The sequence below is a fragment of the Microbulbifer sp. MCCC 1A16149 genome, assembly GCF_050368945.1.
Classification (GTDB): domain Bacteria; phylum Pseudomonadota; class Gammaproteobacteria; order Pseudomonadales; family Cellvibrionaceae; genus Microbulbifer.
In genome coordinates, this window is sequence record NZ_CP185959.1 from 2,613,380 (window position 1) to 2,635,279 (window position 21,900).

Sequence of the window (21,900 nt, forward strand, 5' to 3'; positions counted from 1 at the left end):
AAGCAAAAAGCTTTAAGGGGAAAACATGGCTCAGGGCTCCAAGAAAGCCGTTCTCTATGCCATTTGTGTAAACGCCATTATTACCGTACTAAAAGGCGTCGCCGCACTGGTCACCCATTCTGCCGCGATGATGAATGAGGCGGTGCACAGTCTGATGGATACGTTGAATCAGGTGTTCCTGCTCATCGGACTGAAGCGCGGTGGCCAACCAGCGGATAATCAGTACGCGTTTGGCCACGGTCAGAAAAAATATCTGTGGAACCTGTGGAGCGCCATCGGGCTGTTTTCCATCGGTTGCGGCCTCGGTCTGGCCCACGCCTGGCATGCGTGGAAAAACCTCGGGCATATCGAGCGCCCCGAGTCGATCGCGTTTCTCGGCTTTGAAATAGCGCCCATCTGGATTTCTGGCGCGGTGCTGACTATCGCATTTGTACTGGAAGGCTATGTGTTGCTGGTGGCAGGTAAAGAGTTCTTATCCCGTATGCGGGCCGATGGTCGGCGTAATCCTTTCCGCTACCTTGCGGCTGCGGATGATCCCACGCTGATTGCAGTACTGCTGGAGGATTCCATCGCGGTCACAGGTGTGATCCTAGCCGCCACGGGTATCGGTATGACCCAGAGCACCGGGAATCCCATGTGGGATATCGGGTTCTCCGTGGTAATTGCCGTCATGCTGGGCTTTACCGCGGTTTTTCTGGGCATGATCAACATGCGCTACCTGACCAATATCCGGGACCTTGAAGCCGAACGCGCCTTTGAAGACATCGTCAAAGGCCACCGGGCAATCGAGCGGTACCACGACCTGCGCTCGGTGATCGTGGATGACACCCATACAGTGGTCGTTGCGGAGGTCGAAGTGAGGGAAGAAGTACTGATGCGCGCTATGCCCGAACGTATTGCCGAGCATGAGCGCAAGTTACTGGATCGTGTGCCGGAACACCGGCGTACGGAAGCGGTACTGGAATACGCGGAGACCCGGGCGACAATCCAGGCCACTCTGGAGGCCACGGAAGAGCTGATTGACGAACTGGAGGCGGAGCTGAAACGGCGATGCGCCCAGGTATTCCACCTTACTATTGAAATCGACGGTATCGCAGCGCCGTCGAAACTGGATGATCCGGAACAACTGGATCAGTGAGCAAGCGGCCGGGAGACCCTTGCGATCTCCCGGCTTCCCGCTGCCCTCTATACTGGGCTTACTTCGGAGGCAGGCTACCGGCAAACTCCACGCCGCGCGTTACCCAGCCATCGAGGTCTTCTGCAATGGCGTCCTCTTCCACATACACCATGCCTTTCAGGGGCCGGCCAGTGAAATCCATCGGCCGAGTATAGCGCTCGCCCAGCGCCTCCTGGTAATTCTCCGGCCCGACTCTCACCATCAGCTCTTCGCCCACGACGCCACAGGCCATATTGCCGTTCAACATAAACGCCAGGCCACCAAACATCTGCTTTTCAGTCAGGCCATCATTTGGTTCCAGCAAACCCCGGACTTTTCGTGCCAACTCTTCGCTGTAAGACATGACTTTCTCCCTGCTGTTTATCGATTCAACTTGATAAATCGCCAAACCATAATCCGCACTCAACCTGTTGCTTTACACGCCAAACTCAGGCCAGTAAAAAGCCCGTTCATATCAGAACGTTTTGTATCGGGGCTGAGTGAGTTAAGAGGATAATCCGCAACAATTAACCGGTGGAGCGATGGTCTGCGCTCACAGCGATCGGGGGGAAGCTGGCTGAAGTACTCAGCCAGTAGTTGCGGTATGGCTGCCATACGTAAAAAATTATTGCGATTATTGTATTAAGTGTAGCAAAGAAACTGAAAAGCACTCGGAAAATAGAGCAATAGCCCCCGGCCCACGAGACCGGACCAAATTCTTCAACCAATCAACTCTATCACCACCGCGGAGAAATAAGCGCCAAACATTCTCTGGCACTGGATTCAAAGAACCTGCTCAAGAAACGAATCAACCCTGATTAATGTCTTTTGACTGTGCACCGGACAGACCACTTCCACAAATCTAATGTTTGCGAAAAATCTTCAACGGATGAACCAGCTGCCCAAGGAAACTGCGCGGCAAACGTACAGTGGTTCCATATTCCGCCGGCCAGTGCTTATCTGGCATATGGTAGGTATTGAAGAGACGATCAAACAGCACAGTGTGTGCTGAATAATTAGTATCAATTGCAGGCTTTTCGGAACTGTGGTGCCAATGATGAAACTGGGGTGTTACCAGCAGGTACTTCAGTGGCCCGAACGGTATTTCCACATTGCAGTGAATGAGTACCGCCTGCAGTGCTGCGAACGCCACGTAGATGTCCAATGCGGACTGATCGGCCCCCAGTAAATACAGCGGCACCATCACCATCGCCCGCTCGGAAAACACCTGGACAAAATGTCCACGGGATCCCGCCAGCCAATCCATCTGTTCAACCGAGTGGTGCACCGCATGAATCGGCCAGAGCACACGGACTTCGTGATACAGGCGGTGCTCCCAATACAGCACAAAATCAGCGCAGATGATGATCAGACCGACCTGCAGCAATAGAGGCACAGACTGTACCGCCTGTTGCACGCTCTCACTAACCGCCCAATGGAAATGACTCGCATGGTAATTGCCATAAATCAGGATGGCCGAGATCATCAGATGATTGAAGCAGAAGTAGAATAGGTCCAGCCCCCACTCGTCCCGCAAAATCACCTGGTTGCGATACTTGGGGAACAGCTTTTCCAGGGTCATAAACACGGCAACCGAGCCCAGGAACGCGAGAATCAGCCAATCGATTCCCAGCGACAGACGCACGGGCTCAACCGGCCCCACGGGGATATCATATCCACCGAGCAGAAAACCCATGCCGGTGAGCCCTATCCCGGTCATGCCCAATCGTTTGTGCCGGTTGAAGCAGAACGTCAGCAATCCCAAAAGCAGGGAAAAATACATACCGTATTTGAGGATCAGCTGCAGAAATTCCGCATCGTAAACCTGACGCAGTTCGATGGTGGTCAGATAGGCCGGGTAGCGATAAGCCATTACAGCCAGCAGGCTGAGCAATCCCAGTGCGACACTGGCGTAGCCGCTAATTTTTCCTTCTCCAAAACGGAGTTCCCGCTGCCGATCCAGCGGTACTCTGCGCTTCTTGTACTGAAACTCCGTATCCATGCCCTTCCCTGCCTGAGTAAATCCTTTATTTCAGCGCGCAATACTACCCATGTTGGCGCTGGATTTTCCAGCGCCATGGTATGCGCACAAAAAAGCCCGCTCAGTTGAGCGGGCTTTTAACGTCGTCGAGTGTGTGCGATTAATCCACAAACACACGCGCATTGCGGAACAGGCGCATCCAGCCGGAGTCCTCTTCCCAGTCATCCGGGTGCCAGCTGTTGCTGACCGCGCGGGCAACTCGCTCCGGGTGCGGCATCATGATGGTCACGCGACCGTCTTCGGAACACAGCGAGGTAATACCATTCACCGAGCCATTGGGGTTGGCCGGGTAAGTTTCGGTAATCTGCTGCTTGTTGTTCAGGTAGCGCATGGCGATGGTGCCGGACTGCTCGCAATCTTCCAGCTGCTGCTGGCTGGCAAACTCCACACGGCCTTCACCGTGAGCGACCGCTACCGGCATGTAGGAACCGGCCATGCCCTTGAACAGAACCGACGGGGAATCTTCCACGCCCACCAGCGCGAAGCGGGCTTCGTACTGCTCGGATAGGTTGCGTACAAAGCGCGGCCAGTGGTCGGCACCCGGGATCAGTTCCTTGATCACGGAGAACATCTGACAGCCGTTACACACGCCGAGGCCGAAGGTGTCCTTGCGGTTGAAGAAGCCTTCAAACTGGTCGCGGGCGCGATCGTTGAACAGGATGGTCTTGGCCCAACCTTCACCGGCGCCGAGTACGTCGCCGTAGGAGAAACCACCACAGCCCACCAGGCCCTTGAACTGGTCCAGCTCAGTGCGACCGGAAAGAATATCGCTCATGTGCACGTCAACGGCGTTAAAGCCGGCGCGGTGGAACGAGTGCGCCATTTCCACCTGGCTGTTGACACCCTGCTCGCGCAGGATGGCAATCTTCGGACGCACACCTTTTTTGATGTAGGGCGCGGCGATGTCTTCGTTGATGTCGTAAGACAGCTTCACCGACAGGCCCGGATCTTCCTTGGCGATCGCATCAAATTCCTGCTTGGCGCAATCGGCGTTGTCGCGCAGGGACTGGATGCGGTAGCTGGTTTCGGACCAGATCTGCTGCAGCTCGGCACGGCTGCGGCTGAAGATCTCTTTATCTTCGCGGGTAATGCGCAGCTTTTCGTCTTCGTTCAGCTCACCGATTCGGTGCGCCGGTACGCCCACGGAGGCAAAGCGCATTGCCAACATGTCCGCATCGGCAGCCGGTACCTGCAGCACCGCTCCCAGTTCTTCGTTGAACAGCGCGGCAATCGGGTCATCACCGAGGTCATAGATCTCTACATCGACGCCCACGCGGCCAGCGAAGCTCATTTCCGCCAGGGTGGCGAAGAGGCCGCCGTCGGCACGGTCGTGGTAGGCGATGACTTTTTCTTCTTCCAGCAGCTCCTGCATGACTTCGAAGAAGCCTTTCAGGCGCTTGGCGTCATCCAGGTCTGCCGGGGTATCGCCGAGCTGGCTGTAAACCTGTGCCAGGCAGGAACCACCCATGCGGTTTTTGCCCGCACCCAGGTCCACCAGCAGCAGCTCGCTCTCGCCCTTCTTCATCTTGCGCAGCTGTGGGGTAACCACTTTGCGCACATCGGAGACCGGGCTGAACGCGGAAATCACCAGGGACAGCGGTGCGGTGACCGCCTTGTCGACACCGCCATCGTTCCAGGCCGTGCGCATGGACATGGAGTCCTTGCCCACCGGGATGGTGATGCCCAGGTCCGGGCACAGCTCCATACCCACTGCTTCCACAGTGCGGTAAAGCTTTTCCTCTTCGCCCGGGTGGCCGGCGGCACACATCCAGTTGGCGGAGAGTTTGATATCGGACAGCTTCTTGATGGGTGCCGAGGCGATGTTAGTGATCGCTTCACCCACCGCCAGGCGGCCGGAAGCCGGGGCATCCAGCAGCGCCACCGGGGTGCGCTCGCCCATGGACATAGCTTCACCGGCGGTGCTGTCGTAGGCCACGGTGGTTACGGCACAGTCTGCCACCGGCACCTGCCAGGGGCCGACCATCTGATCGCGGGAAACCTGGCCGGTTACGGTGCGGTCGCCGATGGTGATCAGGAAGCTTTTGCTCGCCACAGTGGGCAGGCGCAGTACGCGCTCTGCCGCTTCGGCGAGATCAATCTTGCTGGTGTCGAACGCGGTGGTCTTGGCCTGGCGCGTCTCCGTCTCCCGGTGCATCTTCGGCGGCTTGCCGAACAGCACGGACATGGGCAGGTCCACCGGCTTGGCGTCGAACTGCTGGTCGTTCAGGGTCAGGTGTTTTTCATTGGTGGCTTCACCCACCACCGCAAACGGCGCGCGCTCGCGCTCGCAGATCTTCTCGAAGCGCTCCAGATCCTCCGGCATCACCGCCAGTACGTAGCGTTCCTGGGATTCGTTACACCAGATTTCCAGCGGGCTCATGCCCGGCTCGTCGGAAGGCACATTGCGCAGCTCGAACTTACCGCCGGTGCCGCCGTCTTTGACCAGCTCCGGGAAGGCATTGGAGAGGCCGCCGGCGCCTACATCGTGGATAAACGCAATCGGGTTCTTGTCGCCCTGCTGCCAGCACTGGTCGATGACCTCCTGACAGCGGCGCTCGATTTCCGGGTTCTGGCGCTGTACGGAAGCGAAGTCCAGGTCTTCGGAGCTGGAGCCACTGGCCATACTGGAAGCAGCGCCGCCACCGAGGCCGATCAGCATCGCCGGGCCACCCAGCACGATCAGCTTGGCGCCGGCTTTGAATTCGGGCTTGTCTACATGCTCTTCGCGGATATTGCCGTAGCCGCCGGCCAGCATGATCGGCTTGTGGTAGCCGCGACGCTCGCCGTCGAAATCTTCTTCGAAGGTACGGAAGTAACCACAGATGTTCGGACGACCGAATTCGTTATTGAACGCGGCACCGCCGATGGGGCCTTCGATCATGATGTCCAGCGCGGTGACGATACGCTCGGGCTTGCCGTAATTCACTTCCCACGGCTGCAGGGCGCCGGGGATCTGCAGGTTGGACACGGTAAAGCCGGTCAGGCCCACCTTGGGCTTGGAGCCGCGGCCTACAGCACCCTCGTCGCGGATCTCACCACCCGCACCGGTACCCGCACCAGAAAAGGGTGCAATGGCAGTCGGGTGGTTGTGGGTTTCCACCTTCATTAATAGATGGATGGCCTCCTGGCTGAAGCCGTATTCCTTGGTGACCGGATCCGGGTAGAAACGACCCGCTTCGTGGCCAACCACTACCGCGGCGTTGTCCGCGTAGGCAGACAGGACGTCTTCGCCGCCCTTCTGGTAGGTGTTCTTGATCATGCCGAACAGGGAGTGCGGCATGTCTTCGCCATCAATGGTCCAGCTGGCATTGAAGATCTTGTGGCGGCAGTGCTCAGAGTTCGCCTGGGCGAACATCATCAGCTCAACATCCGTGGGATTGCGCTCCAGCTCTTCAAAGCTGGTGAGCAGGTAATCGATTTCGTCATCCGCCAGCGCCAGGCCAAGACTCACGTTGGCGGCTTCCAGCGCCCCACGGCCACCGTCGAGCACGTCCACTCGGCCCATCTGACGGGCTTCTTCCACCACAAACAGCTGTTCGGCCTGCTCCATCTGGAAGTAGACGCTCTCAACCATGCGGTCGTGCAGCAGAGCAACCAGATCGCTCCGTTCAGCCTCGGTTAATTTGACCCCGGTAAGGTAGTAGGCAACACCCCGCTCAAGGCGGTGCACCTGGGTCAGGCCCGCATTGTGCGCAATGTCGGTTGCCTTGGACGACCAGGGAGAGATAGTGCCAGGGCGCGGAACCACGAGGATCAGCTCGCCTTCCGGCTGGTGCTTCTCCTCAGTGGGGCCGTACTGCAGCAGACGCTCCAGCAGCGCCTGGTCCTTTTTGCCCAGCTTGTCGCTGTCGGCAAAGTGCACAAACTCGGCGTACACGTCTGCAATCGCAGGCTGCAGGGCGCGGAGTTGGGTGAGGAGTTTTTGATGGCGAAATTTCGACAGTGCGGGAGCACCACGCAGAACTAGCATCGCGGGATTTGGCCTCTTGTCTGGATTTGAGCGCCTGCGGGCGGAAGTATCAGGGTTACGAAGACGCTGCCACACAGGTACACCGGGAATCGGAGCGCGCGCATTGTACCCGATGCTCCGCCGCTCCAACACTGCCGGAAACTATCTTGTGCAGTAAAGATGACGTTAGTCGGGAATGTCGGCCTTCCCGGGGTAAATAGGCGGCCGAAAGCGAAAAAGGCGATTTAGACACCGAACTCAACCCCAACCGCGTTTCCGGCTGGCGCACAGGCCACCGCATCAGGCGCGATCTACTACACTTACTGGGTCAGAACAAGCCGATCGGTCACAAAGTTTCAGACGACATTAAAAGACGATTGGTCAGCGCGCAGGGGTTTGGGGTAAAATTGCCGCGCTTTTGACTCAAGCCTGCGCAAATAATAGACAGCAGGCTTTACGCGCGGGTGGCAACGGAGCCGCCGCTCGCAGGAAATGGTGTTCTGGATGGGCTTGATGCCCCCGGGTTTACTTAACCCAGAGCACCCCAAAATAAAGCAGAGAAAGGATTCGAGGGGAAAACCTATGATCATGAAAAGCCGACTGTTGCGATACAGCCGCCGCCTTCTCAAGGGGGCGGCACTGGCCTGTTGTGCTTCTTTATTGGTCGCCAGCAAGGCACCTAGCCTGCTGGAGCAGGTAAAGACTTCCGGCAAACTGGTGGTGCTGTCTCAGAATGGCCCCACCACCTACTACGAAGATGCCAACGGTAACTACACCGGTTTCGAATACGGCATGCTGCGTGCATTCGCACGGGAACTCGGGGTGAAGCTCGAAATCCGCGACGTGCACGACCTGAGCCACCTGTTCAACGAGCTGGAAAACCCGGAATCCGTCGCCCACCTGGCCGCAGCCGGCCTTACCGTCACCCCCGAGCGCCGCCAGCAGGTGCGTTTCGCCCCCTCCTATTTTGAAATTCGCCAGCAGGTCATTTACCGCCTGGGCGAATCGCGCCCCCGCAGTGTGGCCGACCTGGCAGGCAAAAATATTGCCGTCATCGCCGGCAGCGCCCACGCGGAACAGCTGCGCAAGCTCTCTCGCCGCTATGAAGACATCTCCTGGGAAGAAATTTCCGATGTCGACGCCATGGAGCTGGTAGAGATGGTCAACGAGGGCAAATACCACTACGCCATCGTCGATTCCAACGCCTATGCAGTGCACCGCGGCCTGTACCCGAATACGCATATCGCGTTCAACCTGACCCAGTTTCAGCCAGTTTCCTGGGCCTTCCCCAAGGGGGACGACGACACCCTGTACCGCGCCGCTCGGAACTTCATGCTGCGGGCGAACACCAGCGGGATGGTGGCGGAGCTGCGCGAGCTCTACTTCGGCCATGTGAGCCAAATGAATGTGGGCGGTGCCCAGACCTTCGCACAGCTCACCCGTGATCGCCTGCCCAAGTGGCGCGACGAACTCGAGAAGGCCGCGGACAAATACGAAGTGAACTGGGAATTGCTGGCGGCCCTCAGCTACCAGGAATCCCACTGGAATCCCCGCGCCAAGTCCCCCACCGGGGTACGCGGCCTGATGATGTTGACCCGCGCTACCGCCCGTGAAATGGGCGTAAACCGCCTCGATCCGATCGAAAGCATCGACGGAGGTACCCGCTACTTCCTGCAGGTGCGCGACAAGATCCCGGAGCGTATCCGTGAACCGGACCGCACCTGGATGGCCCTGGCAGCCTACAACATCGGCTACGGCCACCTCGAAGACGCCCGCGTTCTCACCCAGCAACTGGGCGGTAACCCGGACCGCTGGCAGGACGTGCGCGATCACCTGCCGCTGCTGGCCAAGCGGCAGTACTACAAGCACCTGAAACACGGTTATGCGCGAGGCTGGGAGCCGGTCACCTACGTACAAAACATTCGTCACTACCAGGCGCTCCTGACCTGGACCAGCAGAATCGAAGAGCAGCGCCTGGCTGCAGCGGCGGTCAACGACGACGGCGAAGCCCTGGCTGACGCGCCGGTTGTCGAGACCGGTTCGGTCCCGGCACTGTAACTCCCCCCCCCATAAGAAAACAGGCGGCCATGGCCGCCTGTTTTCGTTTAGCAGGTCGCATTCAGATCAATTGGACTTGATACCCCACACTGCCGTACCGTCGTCGGACAGTGCACTGAAAGTCACTTCATAACGGCTGCGCACCTGATTCCACTGTTTGGAAACCACACCCTGATAACTGGTGCCGTTCAAGGTTACCGTCGCCGCACGGGTAACTTCGTTGTATACCCAGGTACCGGACTGGGCACCACTGATACCACCGCCGGCATTCAGCTGGATATTGCTTGACCCCTTGATGTTGGCGGTGATGTCCTTGCCATGATTGACCAGCTGGTAAGTACCGGGGATCTCACCGGCATAAACCGCCTCCAGTTGCTCGCGGGTACGGCCCGAGTTGCTGCTGTCCACCTTCCCCGCATAGCGCAACGGCGCGATCACTGGCCAGCCAGCCTGGTTGATAAAGAACTCGTGTACTCGCACCTCGTGCTCTTCACCGCGATTGGGGAAGCGGGTATGGAAGAACACAAAGTACTGCCCGGTATCGTCCTTGCGGTAGGCAGAGTTGTGCCCCGGGGATACATAGCCCAGCTGGTTATTACTGTTGGCAAACAGGTAATTTCCCATCAGCTTGACGCCGTGGGGCGCGATGCTCGCATCGTCAAAGATGGTACCCGGTGCGCCTTTTACATTCGCCATATTGGTGCCATTGGCATCGTAGTAGGGACCGTCCGGGCTGGTCGCGCGGGAAACGCGAATGTTGTAGCCGCCGTCAGAAGCCAGGCCACCGTAACTGACAAACATGTAGTAGTAGCCGGTTTCCGGTGCGTAAATGGTATACGCAGCCTCGATGCGGGAGTGATTGCCACCCAGAAGGTGTTTACCGTAGCCCTGCCCCGGGTAGGGGAAGCCGGTGTTGGGATCCAGCTCCATGATGAAGATACCGCCGGAATAAGAGCCGTAGGTCATCCACAGCCGGTTGTCGGCACCGCGAAACACCACCGGATCAACCACATTGGGGTGCACGGTCGCATCGTAGATGGCGCCATCCTCGCTGGGTTCACCCCACATCCCGGATTTCAGGAAGATCCCCTGGTCGCTGTATGGACCTTCGATATTCGAGGCCGTCGCAATCCCCATGGCAGAACGGGGAGCATCACCGCGGCAGGCGTTATAAAACATCAGGTACTGCCCGTTTAGCTGAATCACGTCGGGCGCCCACAGGGTACTCGTCTGCGCCCAGCTCAGTGCCTCGGACAGCTCGCTGGTCACGTCATTGAACAGCGGGTTACTCGGGTATACCCCATCGGCGACCCGCTCCCAGCTGGTGAGGTATCCGGAACGCGCCGCACTCAGGTGTGATCCGAATACGTAGTACTGATTATCGGCGCGGATAACCGAGGGATCGTGCACCGCAATATTGTCAAAGCGCGGGCTGGCGAAACTGATGGACTGCGGCACGCTGCGCGCGAGCTGATTCAGCGACCACAGCTGGGCATCGCCGCCCCACCAGGACCACTGGCCGATATTGGCGCCGTCGCTGGTATCCCAACCGAGCAGATCCAGTGCCTTGCCGGAATGCTTGTTGATGAACGAATAGTAACCACTACCTTGATCGGTAATGGTCCAGATCTGGCTGGCGCCCCCCCAGTAGGTCCACTGGGCAATATTGGCGCCGTCCGCGGTATCAAACCCGTACACTTCCATGGCGCGGCCACTGTGGGCATTGATTACGGAGTAGTCATCACCGCTGATATGGGTGATGACCCAGTGCTGGGTAGGGTGACCGTTACCGGGCCACTGATTGATATTGGCGCCATCACTGGTATCGCCGTTGCCGACCTCCACCAGCTTGCCGCTGTATTTGGAAACAATGGTATAGGTGCCGTTTTCGATTGCCGCGTTGACCGCGGTACTCAGGCAAAAGACGGCCACGAGCGAGCACACTCGCCAGAGGATTCTAATTGACATAACTGCCTCATCATCTGTTTTTATTATTCAGGCCAGACAGCTCGCCGCACTAGCGGCACTTGACCACGTGGATGCCAGGTGGGTACTGCGGAAAATTCATCCCAGAGATGGCGTTTTTATTGTTTTAGCCGCCGCAGAGTCCGGATTCTCAGGCCGGGAGCAATGCGAACGCGCGCTTTTATAATACAATACCAATTAAAGCGCAAACGCCTCCCAGAACCCACCACACCCATGCATAAGTGCGACACATCGCACAGATACCCCCTCCTCCTGAGACTCTGTCGCAGCGTTCTGATATCACGTTCCCTCCACTCACCGTGCAAGTCGCGAAATCCGCCCTATGCTTATTCCCAGTGGCCCAATCAATTTCGCGCCATTACCAATACTTCAAAAGGAGCATTTATGTTTCGCCCTTTTTTGATCGCAGCTCTACTGACCTCTTTTGTCTTTGCCGGCTGTAGCCGCCAGTCCGACACCAATGACCCGGACAAGGCACCAGAAACAGAAACCGAGGTAATTGAAGAGATCACCGTGGATGAACCCACAGATGACAGTACTTCGACCTCCGATTCCGACAGCAGCACAACCGACGACACCTCCATGGACAGCGCCAGTGATAGTGACAGTGGCGAAAGCAGTCCCGGGGAAAGCCCCAACAGTGAAGGCCAGCTGATCTGTAATGCCGAGTGGTTCGAGTGGGTCAACGGGCAATTGGTGGAAAAGTACGGCGAGGCCATCGCCGAGCAGTATCCGGACGGCATGCCTTCCGTTGGCAGTCAGGAATGGTTTATGGCCGCAGATAAGCTGACCGGTGGTGATGGCGCCCACGGTCCCGACGGCGGCAGTGACGAGTGGTGCTTCATGATGCAACAGCGCCTCGGCACCGGCGACTGATCGGCTTTGCAATACGGAGTAAACCCTGGATGAAGAACATCAAGAATTCGCTCCTTGCCGTAACCCTGGGCAGCATTGCCACTGTCGCTGCGACCCAGGCTAGTGAGAGCGATGAAATGCCACCCCCGGGCGCCATGGCGCTTTCCGCCATCGTCACCAAGCTGGAACAACAGGGCTATGTGCCGGTGGTGGACGTGTCTCTGGATAACGGACGCTGGGAAGTGGAAGCGTACAAAGAAGGCAAGAAATGGGATCTGGAAGTAGATCCCAACAGCGGTGAGATCCTCGAAGTAAAACAGGACGAGAGCTGACCCCACGGGCTGCTACTGAACAATCTGTAGTAACTGCTCGGCCCTGGCCCGGTCCTCAGCAACCCGGAGCACAGTGAACACCACCGCAGAGGCTTCCTCTCCGAAAAGGGACAAGCCTTTGCGATGGTGTTTCCGCGACACCTTCGCGGTTAAAGACGGATCTCCACCGCACTGGCACCCGGCTTCAGCGTAAAACTCTCGGTCTTGCCATCGCGGGTAAGGTTCAGGGTATTTACCTGATCGCCCTCAATCTCCATCAGCATGGACTGGCGTACCACAAACGACTTGCCCTGCACTTCTTTGAGCGGAATCTCCTGGTAAACCCAGACATCGTGCACATCGGCCTCCATCCCCACCCACGTGGGCTTCACCAGCACCCCCGCCTCGGACTTCAGCTGAAAATGCTGATTCACATAAGACGCCATCTGCTTCTGTGCATCCTTCATTTCCTTGTCGGCACTCAGTGACAGCGCGCGCTCCACATCCGCGACAAAAAAGCGGTGGGAAATTTCCAGGGACTGGGTGCGTTCGTTAACGGAAAGCTCGGTGATACCGAAGTGGTAGCGGTGCGCGTGGGCCTGTGAGGCCAACGTCACGAGCAAAACCATAAAACAATATACGAATGAATTAGGCATGTTGAATCGCATAGGGATTCCAGAGTGAAGATAAAGAGAGAAGTGTAAGAAAACTCGGCAGGCAACCACAGAAGTCCGCGCGAAGACGGCGATACCGCCACCCCAGCAACTTGAAGGGTGGCGGTCGCACGAAAACTATTTCGGAAACAGGACGATCAATCTTCCTTGAGTTTTTCGTCCCAATCCTTCATCAGGTTGCGGGACTTCTCGTCCTTGAACAGTTCCAGACGCGATTTGATGATACGACGCGGGTAGTAGTTGTTCTCTACATCGGTGTCCGCCGTTTCCCAGTGCGGATCCAGGGTCACAGACTTCAGGACCTTGTCTTTGCCGCGCACCAGCATCTTGGAAGTCTTCAGTGCGTTGCGCGTCCAGATCTCCGCCGGAATACGCAGCTCCTCACTGGAACCGTCCTCGTAATCCAGCTGCAGGAACAGCGGCATCACCAGACCACCGATATTGCTGAAATCGAGCACATACACATTGCTCTCCACTTTCAGCAAATCCTTCTCCCAGTCTTCCAGGCCATCCAGCATGCCCTGGTAACTGTTGCGGTCCGCATTGGACACATCGAACTCATCGTGCTCGTTGTAAAAGTCAGACAGCTCCGGCTTGCCATCCACAATGCGGGTCATGCGCTGCGCGCGGTTTTTCTGCACAGTGACCGTCTCCGGCTCCTGCTCAAACTGCTTGCGCTTCCAAGGACCCTCGATATCCGGGTTCTTGGTGCCCACCGTGTAGTGCTTCACCGCATCCAGGCTGATATCCACGTGGTCGGTGGTGTAGAACCAACCGCGCCAGAACCAGTCCAGATCCATACCGGAAGCATCTTCCATGGTGCGGAAAAAGTCCGCCGGCATCGGGCGCTTGAACTTCCAGCGCTCGGCGTACTCGCGGAACGCAAAGTCAAACAGCTCGCGGCCCATAACGGATTCGCGCAGGATATTCAGCGCGGTGGCCGGCTTGCCATAGGCGTTGTTGCCGAACTGCAGAATGGATTCCGAGTTGGTCATGATCGGAACCTGGTTCTCGCTCTTCATGTACTCGACAATCTTGCGCGCATCGCCGCGACGGGACGGGTACTTTTCTTCCCACTCCTGCTCGGCCAGGAACTGCACGTAAGTGTTCAGACCTTCATCCATCCAGGTCCACTGACGCTCATCGGAGTTGATGATCATCGGGTAATAGTTGTGACCGACCTCGTGAATGATCACCGAGATCAGACCGTACTTGGTGCGGCGGGAATAAGTGCGCTTGCTGCGGTCCTCTTCATCGATTTCCGGACGCGGACCATTGAAGGTGATCATCGGGTATTCCATACCGCCCACCGGTCCGTTCACTGAAATGGAAGTGGGGTACGGGTAATCGAAGCTGTAGCGGTTGTAGACATCCATGGTGTGGATGATCGCCTCGGTCGAGTACTTGTCCCACAGGGGGGTGCCCTCTTCCGGATAGAAAGACATGGCCAGGGTGTCGGTGCCGCCTTTCTTGTAGCCCTGCGCATCCCACAGGAACTTGCGCGAGGAGGCCCAGGCGAAATCACGTACGTTTTCCGCTTCGAACACCCAGGTCTTGCGGCCGCTCGCACGATCTTTCTCGTTCTCCAGTGCCTCTTCCTTGGTCACGATCATCACCGGCTTTTTCGCGGTGCGCGCCTTGTCCAGGCGCTTGCGCTGCTCGCGGGTCAGTACGTCGGCGGGGTTCTGCAGCACACCGGTGGAAGCCACGATATGGTCCGCCGGCACTTCGATGGCTACCCGGTAGTCACCGAATTCCAGTGCGAACTCACCGCGGCCGAGAAACTGCTTGTTCTGCCAGCCGCTCACATCGTTATAGGCCGCCATACGCGGGAACCACTGGGCGATCTCGTACAGGTAGTTGCCATCGCGCTCGAAGTACTCGTAACCGGAACGGCCACCCAGCGCCTTCTGCTCGATGATGTTGTATTCCCAGTCCACGCGGAAACTCACACTCTCGCCAGACTTTAGCGGCTGCGGCAGGTCGATGCGCATGCCGGTGTCAACGATGGTATGACGCAGGTCGCGGCCTCGGGCATCAGCCACCTTGGTGATCTGGTAGCCACCGTCAAACTCCGCAGAAACCACTTCGCGACGGAAGCTGCCGAACGGAATGGTGTCCGGGGCGATGGACTGCACATCTACCGGCGCCGCCAGGTTGCCAGAAGAGTTGGGCTTGAAGCGGTTCTGGTCCAGCTGCAGCCACAGGTAGCGCAGGGTATCCGGGGAGTTGTTCTTGTAGGTAATGGTTTCAGACGCAGTGATACGCTGCTTGTCGTCGTCCAGGGAGACCTTGATGTCGTAGTCCGCCTGCTGCTGCCAGTAGGCGTGGCCCGGCGCACCGGAAGCGGCACGATAGATATTCGGGGTGGGCAGGAGTTCTTCCAACTGGCGGAACTTGTCGCCGGTAACGTTGAGCGGGTCAGCGGCGAGGGCTCCGGTGCTGCCGGCAAAGCCGAGCAGGACCGCGCCGAAGCGACGAAAAAGGGAATGCAGAGTCATGATTGGCGCCATTTCTCACTTATAATGATAAATAGCGCGCCATTTTAGCAGTTCCCCGGTGACCGGCGATTCCGTACCGTCAGGACCACCGCAGCCAAGACTCCATTCACCGCATCTGCCAAGGCAGCTCTCAACGTCTCCGCCGGCAGCACAAAAATCCCTTGGATCCGGTCCTCCCCCACCCTATCAATCCTCTGATAAAGGCAATTTGGGGAAAGCCATGCAGTTTGCCGCATCCACACACCGGGTAAAACTGACTGTGGCAGCGACATTGTTCCTGCTACTTGCAACGGGCGCACACGCCCAGCAGCCGGGGCCATTCAGCGCCAACGACTTCCGATTCTCGGGTCCATCACCCGGTCAGATACCACCCCATCTGTACGGTCCTGACCTGGATGGCGGCACGCCTTCGGAGATCGCCCTCAGTGCCGGCGCAGTGCGACTGCGTTTACAGAGGCTTGGATTCCACTCCTTCTCGAATATGTATTTCCGTAACGGTTACTGGAATGTGGTGGCATACCACGGGCAGAAGAAACGCCAGCTCACCGTCCACCCGGAGTCAGGCAAATTGCGTTCAGACCGTCCCTACTGCAACAACCGCTGTAATCGCTATCAGGTCTCCGACGAGTTCTGAGACGCGGCTCAGATCTCGCTGGCGAGGGCAACCAGCAGCTCGCTGAACGCACTGTTCGCAGCCAGCGAGGCAGATTCTTCCATGGTGTGGTAGCCAGTGGTGGGAATCTGCAAGGTGGTGCCCTGCACAAAACCCGACGAGGCCGCGACAATCCGCCCCAACTCGGTACTGCCCAGCGACTGGGGCTCAAGACCTTCTGCCTGCGCTTTCCGGTTCTGCGCCTCGATATACGTATCTTTGAAGCTGTAGGAAATTCCCTTCGATTCGCACAAGGCGGCAAGCCCCTCGGTGGTCCCCCGATGAAACTCCGCGTTGGCGTCCCGCCGCCGCAGTACCACCTGTTGGGTATCGGCGCTGGTGCGGTCTGGATAGGGGCTGGTGTCCACCACAATCAGTTTCTCGGTACCGCCATTGAAACGGCGGAACCACTCCAGCAAATAGCGCCAGCTACTGCCCGACTCCTCCTGCGCGGTAAAAAACGCGGTGCCCTGAAAGCCAAGGCTGTACAGGTGCACCAGGTGTGCTGCGGTGAGCACGTTATCCAGCTGTGCACTCAAAATGCCGTCACTGATTTTCAGGCGATCGGTAAACGCCACCGGGGTGCCGGCGACGACGTGCTCCAGCCCGGCCACTTCAAAAATCAGGTTGTTGCGATAACCGCACACGTAGGCCCGCCGGATTTCACCGGAGCCAAAATAGGAACCCGACCAGGGCTCGTAGGCGGTGACGGGAACGCCCTGAAACCGATCGACAATTTTCGTCATCAGCTTTTCAGATACGGAGTTACCCAGCAGATCTGAACGGCGGCCGGAGACAAAGGCGGCGTACTGGAACTCGTTGGGACCGGTACAGATCAGACCGTGACGATCGATATGTGCGGAAAACTTGGCACTGTGCGGGCGCCGCCCCTGGGCAACCAGTAACCCTTCGTACCAGGTCACCTGGGCGCCGCGCTCTTCCAGTTCCCGTTGCAGCACCCGGAAAAAGGAATGTTCCGCCCCTACAACGCTGGGGCTGCGCACCAGTAGTTTGAGGAGATCGATAAACTGTTCGGACTGTTGCATTGGCCACGGACTCCACGCGGTCAGGAGAGAGTACATTCGCTGCCTGACCTCGCGAGGCCAGCGGCAATTCGCGCGAGTATATCCAGCAAAATCGACCGGTTGCGACCGTTATTTACGGTTATTTCAACGTCTGTTGCAGAAAATCCGTCACCTTCTCCGCAGAGGGGGTAAACCAGGGCTCAAACAGCCAGTAGGGGTGTGGAGAGTCGTCGTGGGTCATCACCTCGGTGGGGATATCCGCGGCAGCGAGTTTCTTGATATAGGCGTCGCGCCCGGCATGAAAGCGCGGCCGACTGCTGTTAATAAACAACGTGGGCGGGGAACCCGCACCGGCATATTCCAGTGGCGAGGCCTGTCGCCACAGCGCAGGCACTTCCTGATAACGCCCGCCAAACCAGGCGCCCGCCGCTGACGGGTTCTTGTGTGGCGCATTTTCATGCTTCAGTGCCATTGGCGTAGTGAAGCTCACGATGCCATCCAGGTTAACGATCGCCTGGGCTGCATCCAGCCCGCTGGATCCGGCAGTTTCAAATACCTCCATTCCCGGGGTCACCCCCACCAGGGTCGCCATCTGCGCACCGGAAGACGCGCCCAAAATTGCAATACGGTGCGGGTCTATACCGTATTCCTCGGCGTGATTGCGCAGCCATCCCAGCGCCGCTTTGACGTCCTGCACTCCCGCCGGGTAGCGCGCCTCCAGTGACAGGCGGTACTCCACTGTAGCTGCCACGAAACCGTGGTTCGCGAGGTAGGTCGCCATTGGCTCCTGTAGCGTTCGATTGCCCGAGCGCCAGCCGCCACCATGTACCAGCAATACCGCCGGGTGCCGCTCGTCAGCCGCGGCGGACTCGGGACGAAAAATATCCAGGTGGAGGGCGCGCTTTCCCAGCTGGCGATAAACCACGCCCCTCTGCACCACGGTAGATGTATCAGGCGCCACATTAGCAATGCTGATCTGGGGGTAGTCCTTGCGGGCCTTGTTAAAGGCGGCCTGTATATTGAAGGAATCGTCCACCGGATAACTGGCCGCGGACTGTACCGTGGATGGCAGCAATAGCAGTATTCCGACCAGGGTGATTACCGGCAGCGCCAACCAGCGCAGCGCCTGTTTCCAGCTCAGGGGGCTGTCGGTGTGATGATGATGGAGCTTGTGCGACATAGGTATTCCCACCTGTTTCATCTCTTTATTACTTTCTAAACAGGACATCTGGCCCTATCGGCCTGCCAACGGGGTAAACGGCCCGAAAACCTCCGAGATTTTGGACTTACCACTTTTCGTAAAAACCGATACTAACACAGTAAAAAACCCCATATATGGGGTTTTCATTCCCCAAAACTGGTAATACCATAGATCCAAATGACCTTTATTTCGACCATTCAATAACCAATAAAAATCAAGAAATGAAGAGGTTCCCATGGAGTACCGTCCCCAGAATATCGCGCTAATCGTGCTCAGCAACTTCGGCTTGCTGCTGCTCGTATGCAGCCTGTTACCCGCGTAAATTCCACCTTATTGACGATCGCTTTGCCTGGCATCCGGTTGCCTGAAGGCCCGGTTCCCACGGCGATAAAAAGCAAGTCACGTCAGTTTTCGGCTTTCCCCGCCAAAAGGCATCCCTCACCCGCCACACTCGGGTACCGCTGCTAATATTGGGCCGCGCGGCGCCTTTTTTGTGGCAAACCAGACGGGAACACCATGACGCTTTCCGACCGTCGCCTGTTGATCGAACTCGGCGCGGTTCTGATCATCAAGCTCATTCTGATCACCCTGATCAAAATCTATTTCTTCTCCCCGCCCCCGGAGCGCGCAGCGCCTGACCCGGCTCGCTTTTTTCCTGAAGTCCGGTCGGACGTTGAACCCGACGAAGAAACACCCGTGCCAGCCTCGCACTCCGCCGAATCGGGTCACCAAGACAAGGAGCGTTAAGTGATCGATGAAACCGTAGTGGATCTGTCCCGCCTGCAGTTCGCACTGACAGCCCTGTACCACTTTCTGTTTGTGCCGCTGACGCTTGGCCTGTCGTTTATTCTCGCGATCATGGAATCCTGCTATGTACTGACGGGCAAGGCCATCTACAAGGACATGACCAAGTTCTGGGGCAAGCTGTTCGGAATCAACTTCGCCCTCGGGGTCACCACCGGCCTGACAATGGAGTTCCAGTTCGGCACCAACTGGAGCTATTACTCCCACTATGTGGGCGATATTTTTGGCGTGCCCCTGGCCATCGAGGGCTTGATGGCATTTTTCCTCGAGTCGACGTTTATCGGCCTGTTCTTTTTCGGTTGGGACAGATTGAGCAAGGTGCAGCACCTGACCTGTACCTGGCTGGTAGCTATTGGCTCCAACTTGTCGGCATTGTGGATTCTGATTGCCAATGGCTGGATGCAGTATCCGATCGGCGCGGAGTTCAATTTCGAAACCATGCGTATGGAGCTGGCCAGCTTCAGCGATGTGCTGTTCAACCCGGTGGCACAGGTCAAGTTCGTACATACGGTAGCAGCCGGTTATGTAACCGGTGCCATGTTTGTGCTCAGCGTGTCTTCCTACTATTTGCTCAGGAAAAGGGATATTCCCTTCGCACGGCGCTCCTTTGCGATCGCCTCCAGTTTCGGCCTGGCGTCAATTCTCTCGGTGATCGTACTTGGGGATGAAAGCGGCTATACCGTCGGCGGCATACAGAAGGTCAAGTTGGCAGCCATCGAGGCCGAATGGGAAACCCAGGAGCCCCCGGCCTCGTTTACCCTGATTGCCTTCCCCAACCAGGAGGAAAAGAAAAACAACTTCCAGATCCAGGTTCCCTGGGCGCTGGGACTGATAGCCACCCGCTCTCTCGATGAAGAAGTGACGGGTTTTGATCGGATCATCCCGGAAAACGAACAGCGTATTCGCCGGGGTATTGAGGCCTACGACCTGCTACAAAAACTGCGCGCCGGAGACACCAGCCAGGAAACCCGCAACGCCTTTGCCGACATGCAGTACGACCTCGGGTACGGCCTGTTGCTGAAGCGCTATACAGAAAACATTACCGACGCCACCGAAGAACAGATCAAGCAGGCAGCGGAGCACTCCATTCCCCGTGTCGCCCCCCTGTTCTGGACCTTCCGGATTATGGTTGGGGCCGGTTTCATTATGCTGTTCGTGTTTATCGCCGCCTTCATCCAGTCAGCACGCCACCGCAGTGCTGGTAACCGCGCAGTGCTCTACGCCTGCCTGTGGTCCCTGCCGCTGCCGTGGATCGCAGCGGAGTGCGGCTGGATTGTGGCCGAGTATGGCCGTCAGCCCTGGTCCATCGCCGAAGTGCTTCCCACCTATATGTCCGCATCCTCCATTACCCGCGGGGAGGTACTCGGCAGCCTGACTGCCATTATCGCTTTCTACACCGCGCTGGCCGTGGCCGAGGTATACCTGATGCTGCGCTTCACCCGACTCGGGCCGTCCAGCCTCGGGACCGGCAAATACCACTTTGAGCTGCCGGGAAATAAACCCGGCGCCCAGGCCTGAACAAGAGAGGAGACGCGCTATGGATTACGAAACGCTGAAACTGATCTGGTGGGCCCTGATCGGCGTGCTGCTGATCGGCTTTGCGCTGACTGACGGCTTCGATATGGGGGTTGGCATGTTGCTCAGGGTTATCGGTAAAACCGACATGGACCGGCGCATCATGATCAATACCGTCGGCCCACACTGGGAGGGAAATCAGGTGTGGTTCGTTACCGCAGGCGGCGCCATCTTTGCCGCCTGGCCGATGGTCTACGCCGCCGCCTTTTCCGGACTGTACGCTGCGCTGATGATCACCCTGTGCGCGCTGTTCTTCAGGCCCGTAGGCTTCGATTATCGCTCCAAAATCGACGACCCGCGCTGGCGCAACCTGTGGGACTGGGGACTGACTATTGGCGGTGTCGTACCACCACTGATCTTCGGTGTGGCCTTTGGCAACCTGATGCTGGGGCTGCCGTTTGAACTCGACGACCTGCTGCGCCCCAGCTATCACGGCTCCTTCTGGATGCTGCTCCACCCCTTTGCCCTGATCTGCGGGTTGCTGTCGGTCGCCATGCTCGCCATGCACGGTGGCGCCTGGCTGCAACTGAAAACCCGCGGCCTGCTGCATACCCGCGCACAGCAGGCCACCCAGCTCTCAGCCCTCGCGGTTATCGGATTGTTTGTGCTGGCGGGGATCTGGCTATTGGTGGGGATCGATGGCATGCATATCGTGGACATCAAACCCCTCGGCGACAAACTCAATCCACTGATGAAAACCGTGGCATACGGCAATGATGGCTGGCAGGCGAACTACAGCGCACACCCGCTGCTGTGGACAATTCCGCTGCTGGGTATATTGATGGCCGCCGCCACCTGGCTGTTCGCGCGTGCGGAAAGCGCGCTCGTGTTCCTGTCGAGCTCCCTGGCAGTAACTAGCGTGATTCTCACCGCGGGTATCGCCCTGTTTCCCTTCGTGCTGCCCTCATCCCGCGACCCAAACATGAGCCTTACCCTGTGGGACGCGGCCTCCAGCGAACTGACCCTCGGGCTGATGTTTGCCGCCGCGGTCATTTTCGTGCCGATCATTCTGCTCTACACCCTGTGGTGCTATCGCAAAATGTTCGGGCGGGTGACCAAGGAATATATCGAAGAAAACTCCCACAGTAGCTACTGACTCAGGAGATACAGGT

General features: G+C 57.9%; 16 protein-coding genes. 8 read left to right on the forward strand and 8 right to left on the reverse strand.

All coding sequences use genetic code 11. The features are described 5' to 3' along the window. Positions 1 to 25: 25 nt before the first annotated feature. Positions 26 to 1,138, forward strand: a complete 1,113-nt coding sequence (locus ACONT6_RS11025) for a cation diffusion facilitator family transporter (RefSeq protein WP_428818576.1) — start codon at positions 26 to 28, stop codon at positions 1,136 to 1,138. A gap of 58 nt (positions 1,139 to 1,196) precedes the next feature. On the opposite strand, the gene ACONT6_RS11030 is transcribed toward ACONT6_RS11025, so the two are convergent. From ACONT6_RS11030 to purL, 3 genes are all read right to left on the reverse strand, one after another. After that, positions 1,197 to 1,520, reverse strand: coding sequence for a TfoX/Sxy family protein (locus tag ACONT6_RS11030; RefSeq protein ID WP_428818577.1), 324 nt, complete (start codon positions 1,518 to 1,520; stop codon positions 1,197 to 1,199). 498 nt (positions 1,521 to 2,018) lie between these two features. Continuing rightward, positions 2,019 to 3,158 carry a sterol desaturase family protein gene (locus tag ACONT6_RS11035; RefSeq protein WP_428818578.1) on the reverse strand — a complete coding sequence of 380 codons (1,140 nt, stop codon included), beginning with the start codon at positions 3,156 to 3,158 and terminating at the stop codon, positions 2,019 to 2,021. A 139-nt stretch (positions 3,159 to 3,297) separates the two neighbouring features. Further along, positions 3,298 to 7,167 carry a phosphoribosylformylglycinamidine synthase gene (purL, locus tag ACONT6_RS11040; RefSeq protein ID WP_428818579.1) on the reverse strand — a complete coding sequence of 1,290 codons (3,870 nt, stop codon included), beginning with the start codon at positions 7,165 to 7,167 and terminating at the stop codon, positions 3,298 to 3,300. Positions 7,168 to 7,734: 567 nt separating this feature from the next. Between purL and mltF the strand changes: the two genes are divergently transcribed. Beyond that, entirely contained in the window at positions 7,735 to 9,204 is a 1,470-nt protein-coding gene (gene mltF, locus ACONT6_RS11045; protein ID WP_428818580.1) for a membrane-bound lytic murein transglycosylase MltF, read from the forward strand. Between the two features lie 66 nt (positions 9,205 to 9,270). Here the strand turns inward: mltF and ACONT6_RS11050 are convergent, their stop codons facing one another. Next, positions 9,271 to 11,172, reverse strand: a complete 1,902-nt coding sequence (locus ACONT6_RS11050; RefSeq protein ID WP_428818581.1) for an RICIN domain-containing protein — start codon at positions 11,170 to 11,172, stop codon at positions 9,271 to 9,273. 402 nt (positions 11,173 to 11,574) lie between these two features. Between ACONT6_RS11050 and ACONT6_RS11055 the strand changes: the two genes are divergently transcribed. Then, positions 11,575 to 12,066 (forward strand): hypothetical protein, encoded by a 492-nt coding sequence (locus tag ACONT6_RS11055; protein ID WP_428818582.1) that lies wholly within the window; start codon positions 11,575 to 11,577, stop codon positions 12,064 to 12,066. 29 nt (positions 12,067 to 12,095) lie between these two features. Further along, positions 12,096 to 12,377, forward strand: a complete 282-nt coding sequence (locus tag ACONT6_RS11060; RefSeq protein ID WP_428818583.1) for a PepSY domain-containing protein — start codon at positions 12,096 to 12,098, stop codon at positions 12,375 to 12,377. A gap of 149 nt (positions 12,378 to 12,526) precedes the next feature. On the opposite strand, the gene ACONT6_RS11065 is transcribed toward ACONT6_RS11060, so the two are convergent. Together ACONT6_RS11065 and ACONT6_RS11070 are read right to left on the reverse strand one after the other, a co-directional pair. Continuing rightward, on the reverse strand, positions 12,527 to 12,973 hold the full coding sequence (locus tag ACONT6_RS11065; protein WP_428818584.1) for a DUF6702 family protein: 447 nt from the start codon (positions 12,971 to 12,973) through the stop codon (positions 12,527 to 12,529). Positions 12,974 to 13,167: 194 nt separating this feature from the next. Next, a complete protein-coding gene (locus tag ACONT6_RS11070; RefSeq protein ID WP_428818585.1) occupies positions 13,168 to 15,531 on the reverse strand; it encodes a M1 family metallopeptidase in 2,364 nt (787 codons plus the stop codon). 220 nt (positions 15,532 to 15,751) lie between these two features. Here ACONT6_RS11070 and ACONT6_RS11075 point away from each other — a divergent pair, with 220 nt between their 5' ends. Further along, positions 15,752 to 16,165 (forward strand): hypothetical protein, encoded by a 414-nt coding sequence (locus ACONT6_RS11075; protein ID WP_428818586.1) that lies wholly within the window; start codon positions 15,752 to 15,754, stop codon positions 16,163 to 16,165. 8 nt (positions 16,166 to 16,173) lie between these two features. On the opposite strand, the gene ACONT6_RS11080 is transcribed toward ACONT6_RS11075, so the two are convergent. Beyond that, positions 16,174 to 17,229, reverse strand: coding sequence for a peptidase M42 (locus ACONT6_RS11080; protein WP_428818587.1), 1,056 nt, complete (start codon positions 17,227 to 17,229; stop codon positions 16,174 to 16,176). 118 nt (positions 17,230 to 17,347) lie between these two features. Next, positions 17,348 to 18,388 carry an alpha/beta hydrolase fold domain-containing protein gene (locus tag ACONT6_RS11085; RefSeq protein ID WP_428818588.1) on the reverse strand — a complete coding sequence of 347 codons (1,041 nt, stop codon included), beginning with the start codon at positions 18,386 to 18,388 and terminating at the stop codon, positions 17,348 to 17,350. A 537-nt stretch (positions 18,389 to 18,925) separates the two neighbouring features. On the opposite strand from ACONT6_RS11085, the gene cydP reads away from it, so the two are divergent. From cydP to cydB, 3 genes are read left to right on the forward strand one after another with little or no spacing between them, the layout of a single operon-like run. Continuing rightward, positions 18,926 to 19,156 carry a cytochrome oxidase putative small subunit CydP gene (gene cydP / locus ACONT6_RS11090; protein WP_428818589.1) on the forward strand — a complete coding sequence of 77 codons (231 nt, stop codon included), beginning with the start codon at positions 18,926 to 18,928 and terminating at the stop codon, positions 19,154 to 19,156. After that, entirely contained in the window at positions 19,157 to 20,731 is a 1,575-nt protein-coding gene (locus ACONT6_RS11095) for a cytochrome ubiquinol oxidase subunit I (protein ID WP_428818590.1), read from the forward strand. Between the two features lie 19 nt (positions 20,732 to 20,750). Next, positions 20,751 to 21,884, forward strand: a complete 1,134-nt coding sequence (gene cydB, locus ACONT6_RS11100) for a cytochrome d ubiquinol oxidase subunit II (RefSeq protein ID WP_428818591.1) — start codon at positions 20,751 to 20,753, stop codon at positions 21,882 to 21,884. Positions 21,885 to 21,900: the final 16 nt, after the last annotated feature.

Coding starts and splice junctions, on each gene's coding strand:
- ACONT6_RS11085 (WP_428818588.1), bottom strand. CDS start 18,388: ATGTCGCACAAGCTCCATCATCATCACACCGACAGCCCCCTGAGCTGG.
- purL (WP_428818579.1), bottom strand. CDS start 7,167: ATGCTAGTTCTGCGTGGTGCTCCCGCACTGTCGAAATTTCGCCATCAA.
- ACONT6_RS11060 (WP_428818583.1), top strand. CDS start 12,096: ATGAAGAACATCAAGAATTCGCTCCTTGCCGTAACCCTGGGCAGCATT.
- ACONT6_RS11075 (WP_428818586.1), top strand. CDS start 15,752: ATGCAGTTTGCCGCATCCACACACCGGGTAAAACTGACTGTGGCAGCG.
- ACONT6_RS11030 (WP_428818577.1), bottom strand. CDS start 1,520: ATGTCTTACAGCGAAGAGTTGGCACGAAAAGTCCGGGGTTTGCTGGAA.
- ACONT6_RS11055 (WP_428818582.1), top strand. CDS start 11,575: ATGTTTCGCCCTTTTTTGATCGCAGCTCTACTGACCTCTTTTGTCTTT.
- ACONT6_RS11025 (WP_428818576.1), top strand. CDS start 26: ATGGCTCAGGGCTCCAAGAAAGCCGTTCTCTATGCCATTTGTGTAAAC.
- cydB (WP_428818591.1), top strand. CDS start 20,751: ATGGATTACGAAACGCTGAAACTGATCTGGTGGGCCCTGATCGGCGTG.
- cydP (WP_428818589.1), top strand. CDS start 18,926: ATGACGCTTTCCGACCGTCGCCTGTTGATCGAACTCGGCGCGGTTCTG.
- ACONT6_RS11050 (WP_428818581.1), bottom strand. CDS start 11,172: ATGTCAATTAGAATCCTCTGGCGAGTGTGCTCGCTCGTGGCCGTCTTT.
- ACONT6_RS11080 (WP_428818587.1), bottom strand. CDS start 17,229: ATGCAACAGTCCGAACAGTTTATCGATCTCCTCAAACTACTGGTGCGC.
- ACONT6_RS11070 (WP_428818585.1), bottom strand. CDS start 15,531: ATGACTCTGCATTCCCTTTTTCGTCGCTTCGGCGCGGTCCTGCTCGGC.
- ACONT6_RS11035 (WP_428818578.1), bottom strand. CDS start 3,158: ATGGATACGGAGTTTCAGTACAAGAAGCGCAGAGTACCGCTGGATCGG.
- mltF (WP_428818580.1), top strand. CDS start 7,735: ATGAAAAGCCGACTGTTGCGATACAGCCGCCGCCTTCTCAAGGGGGCG.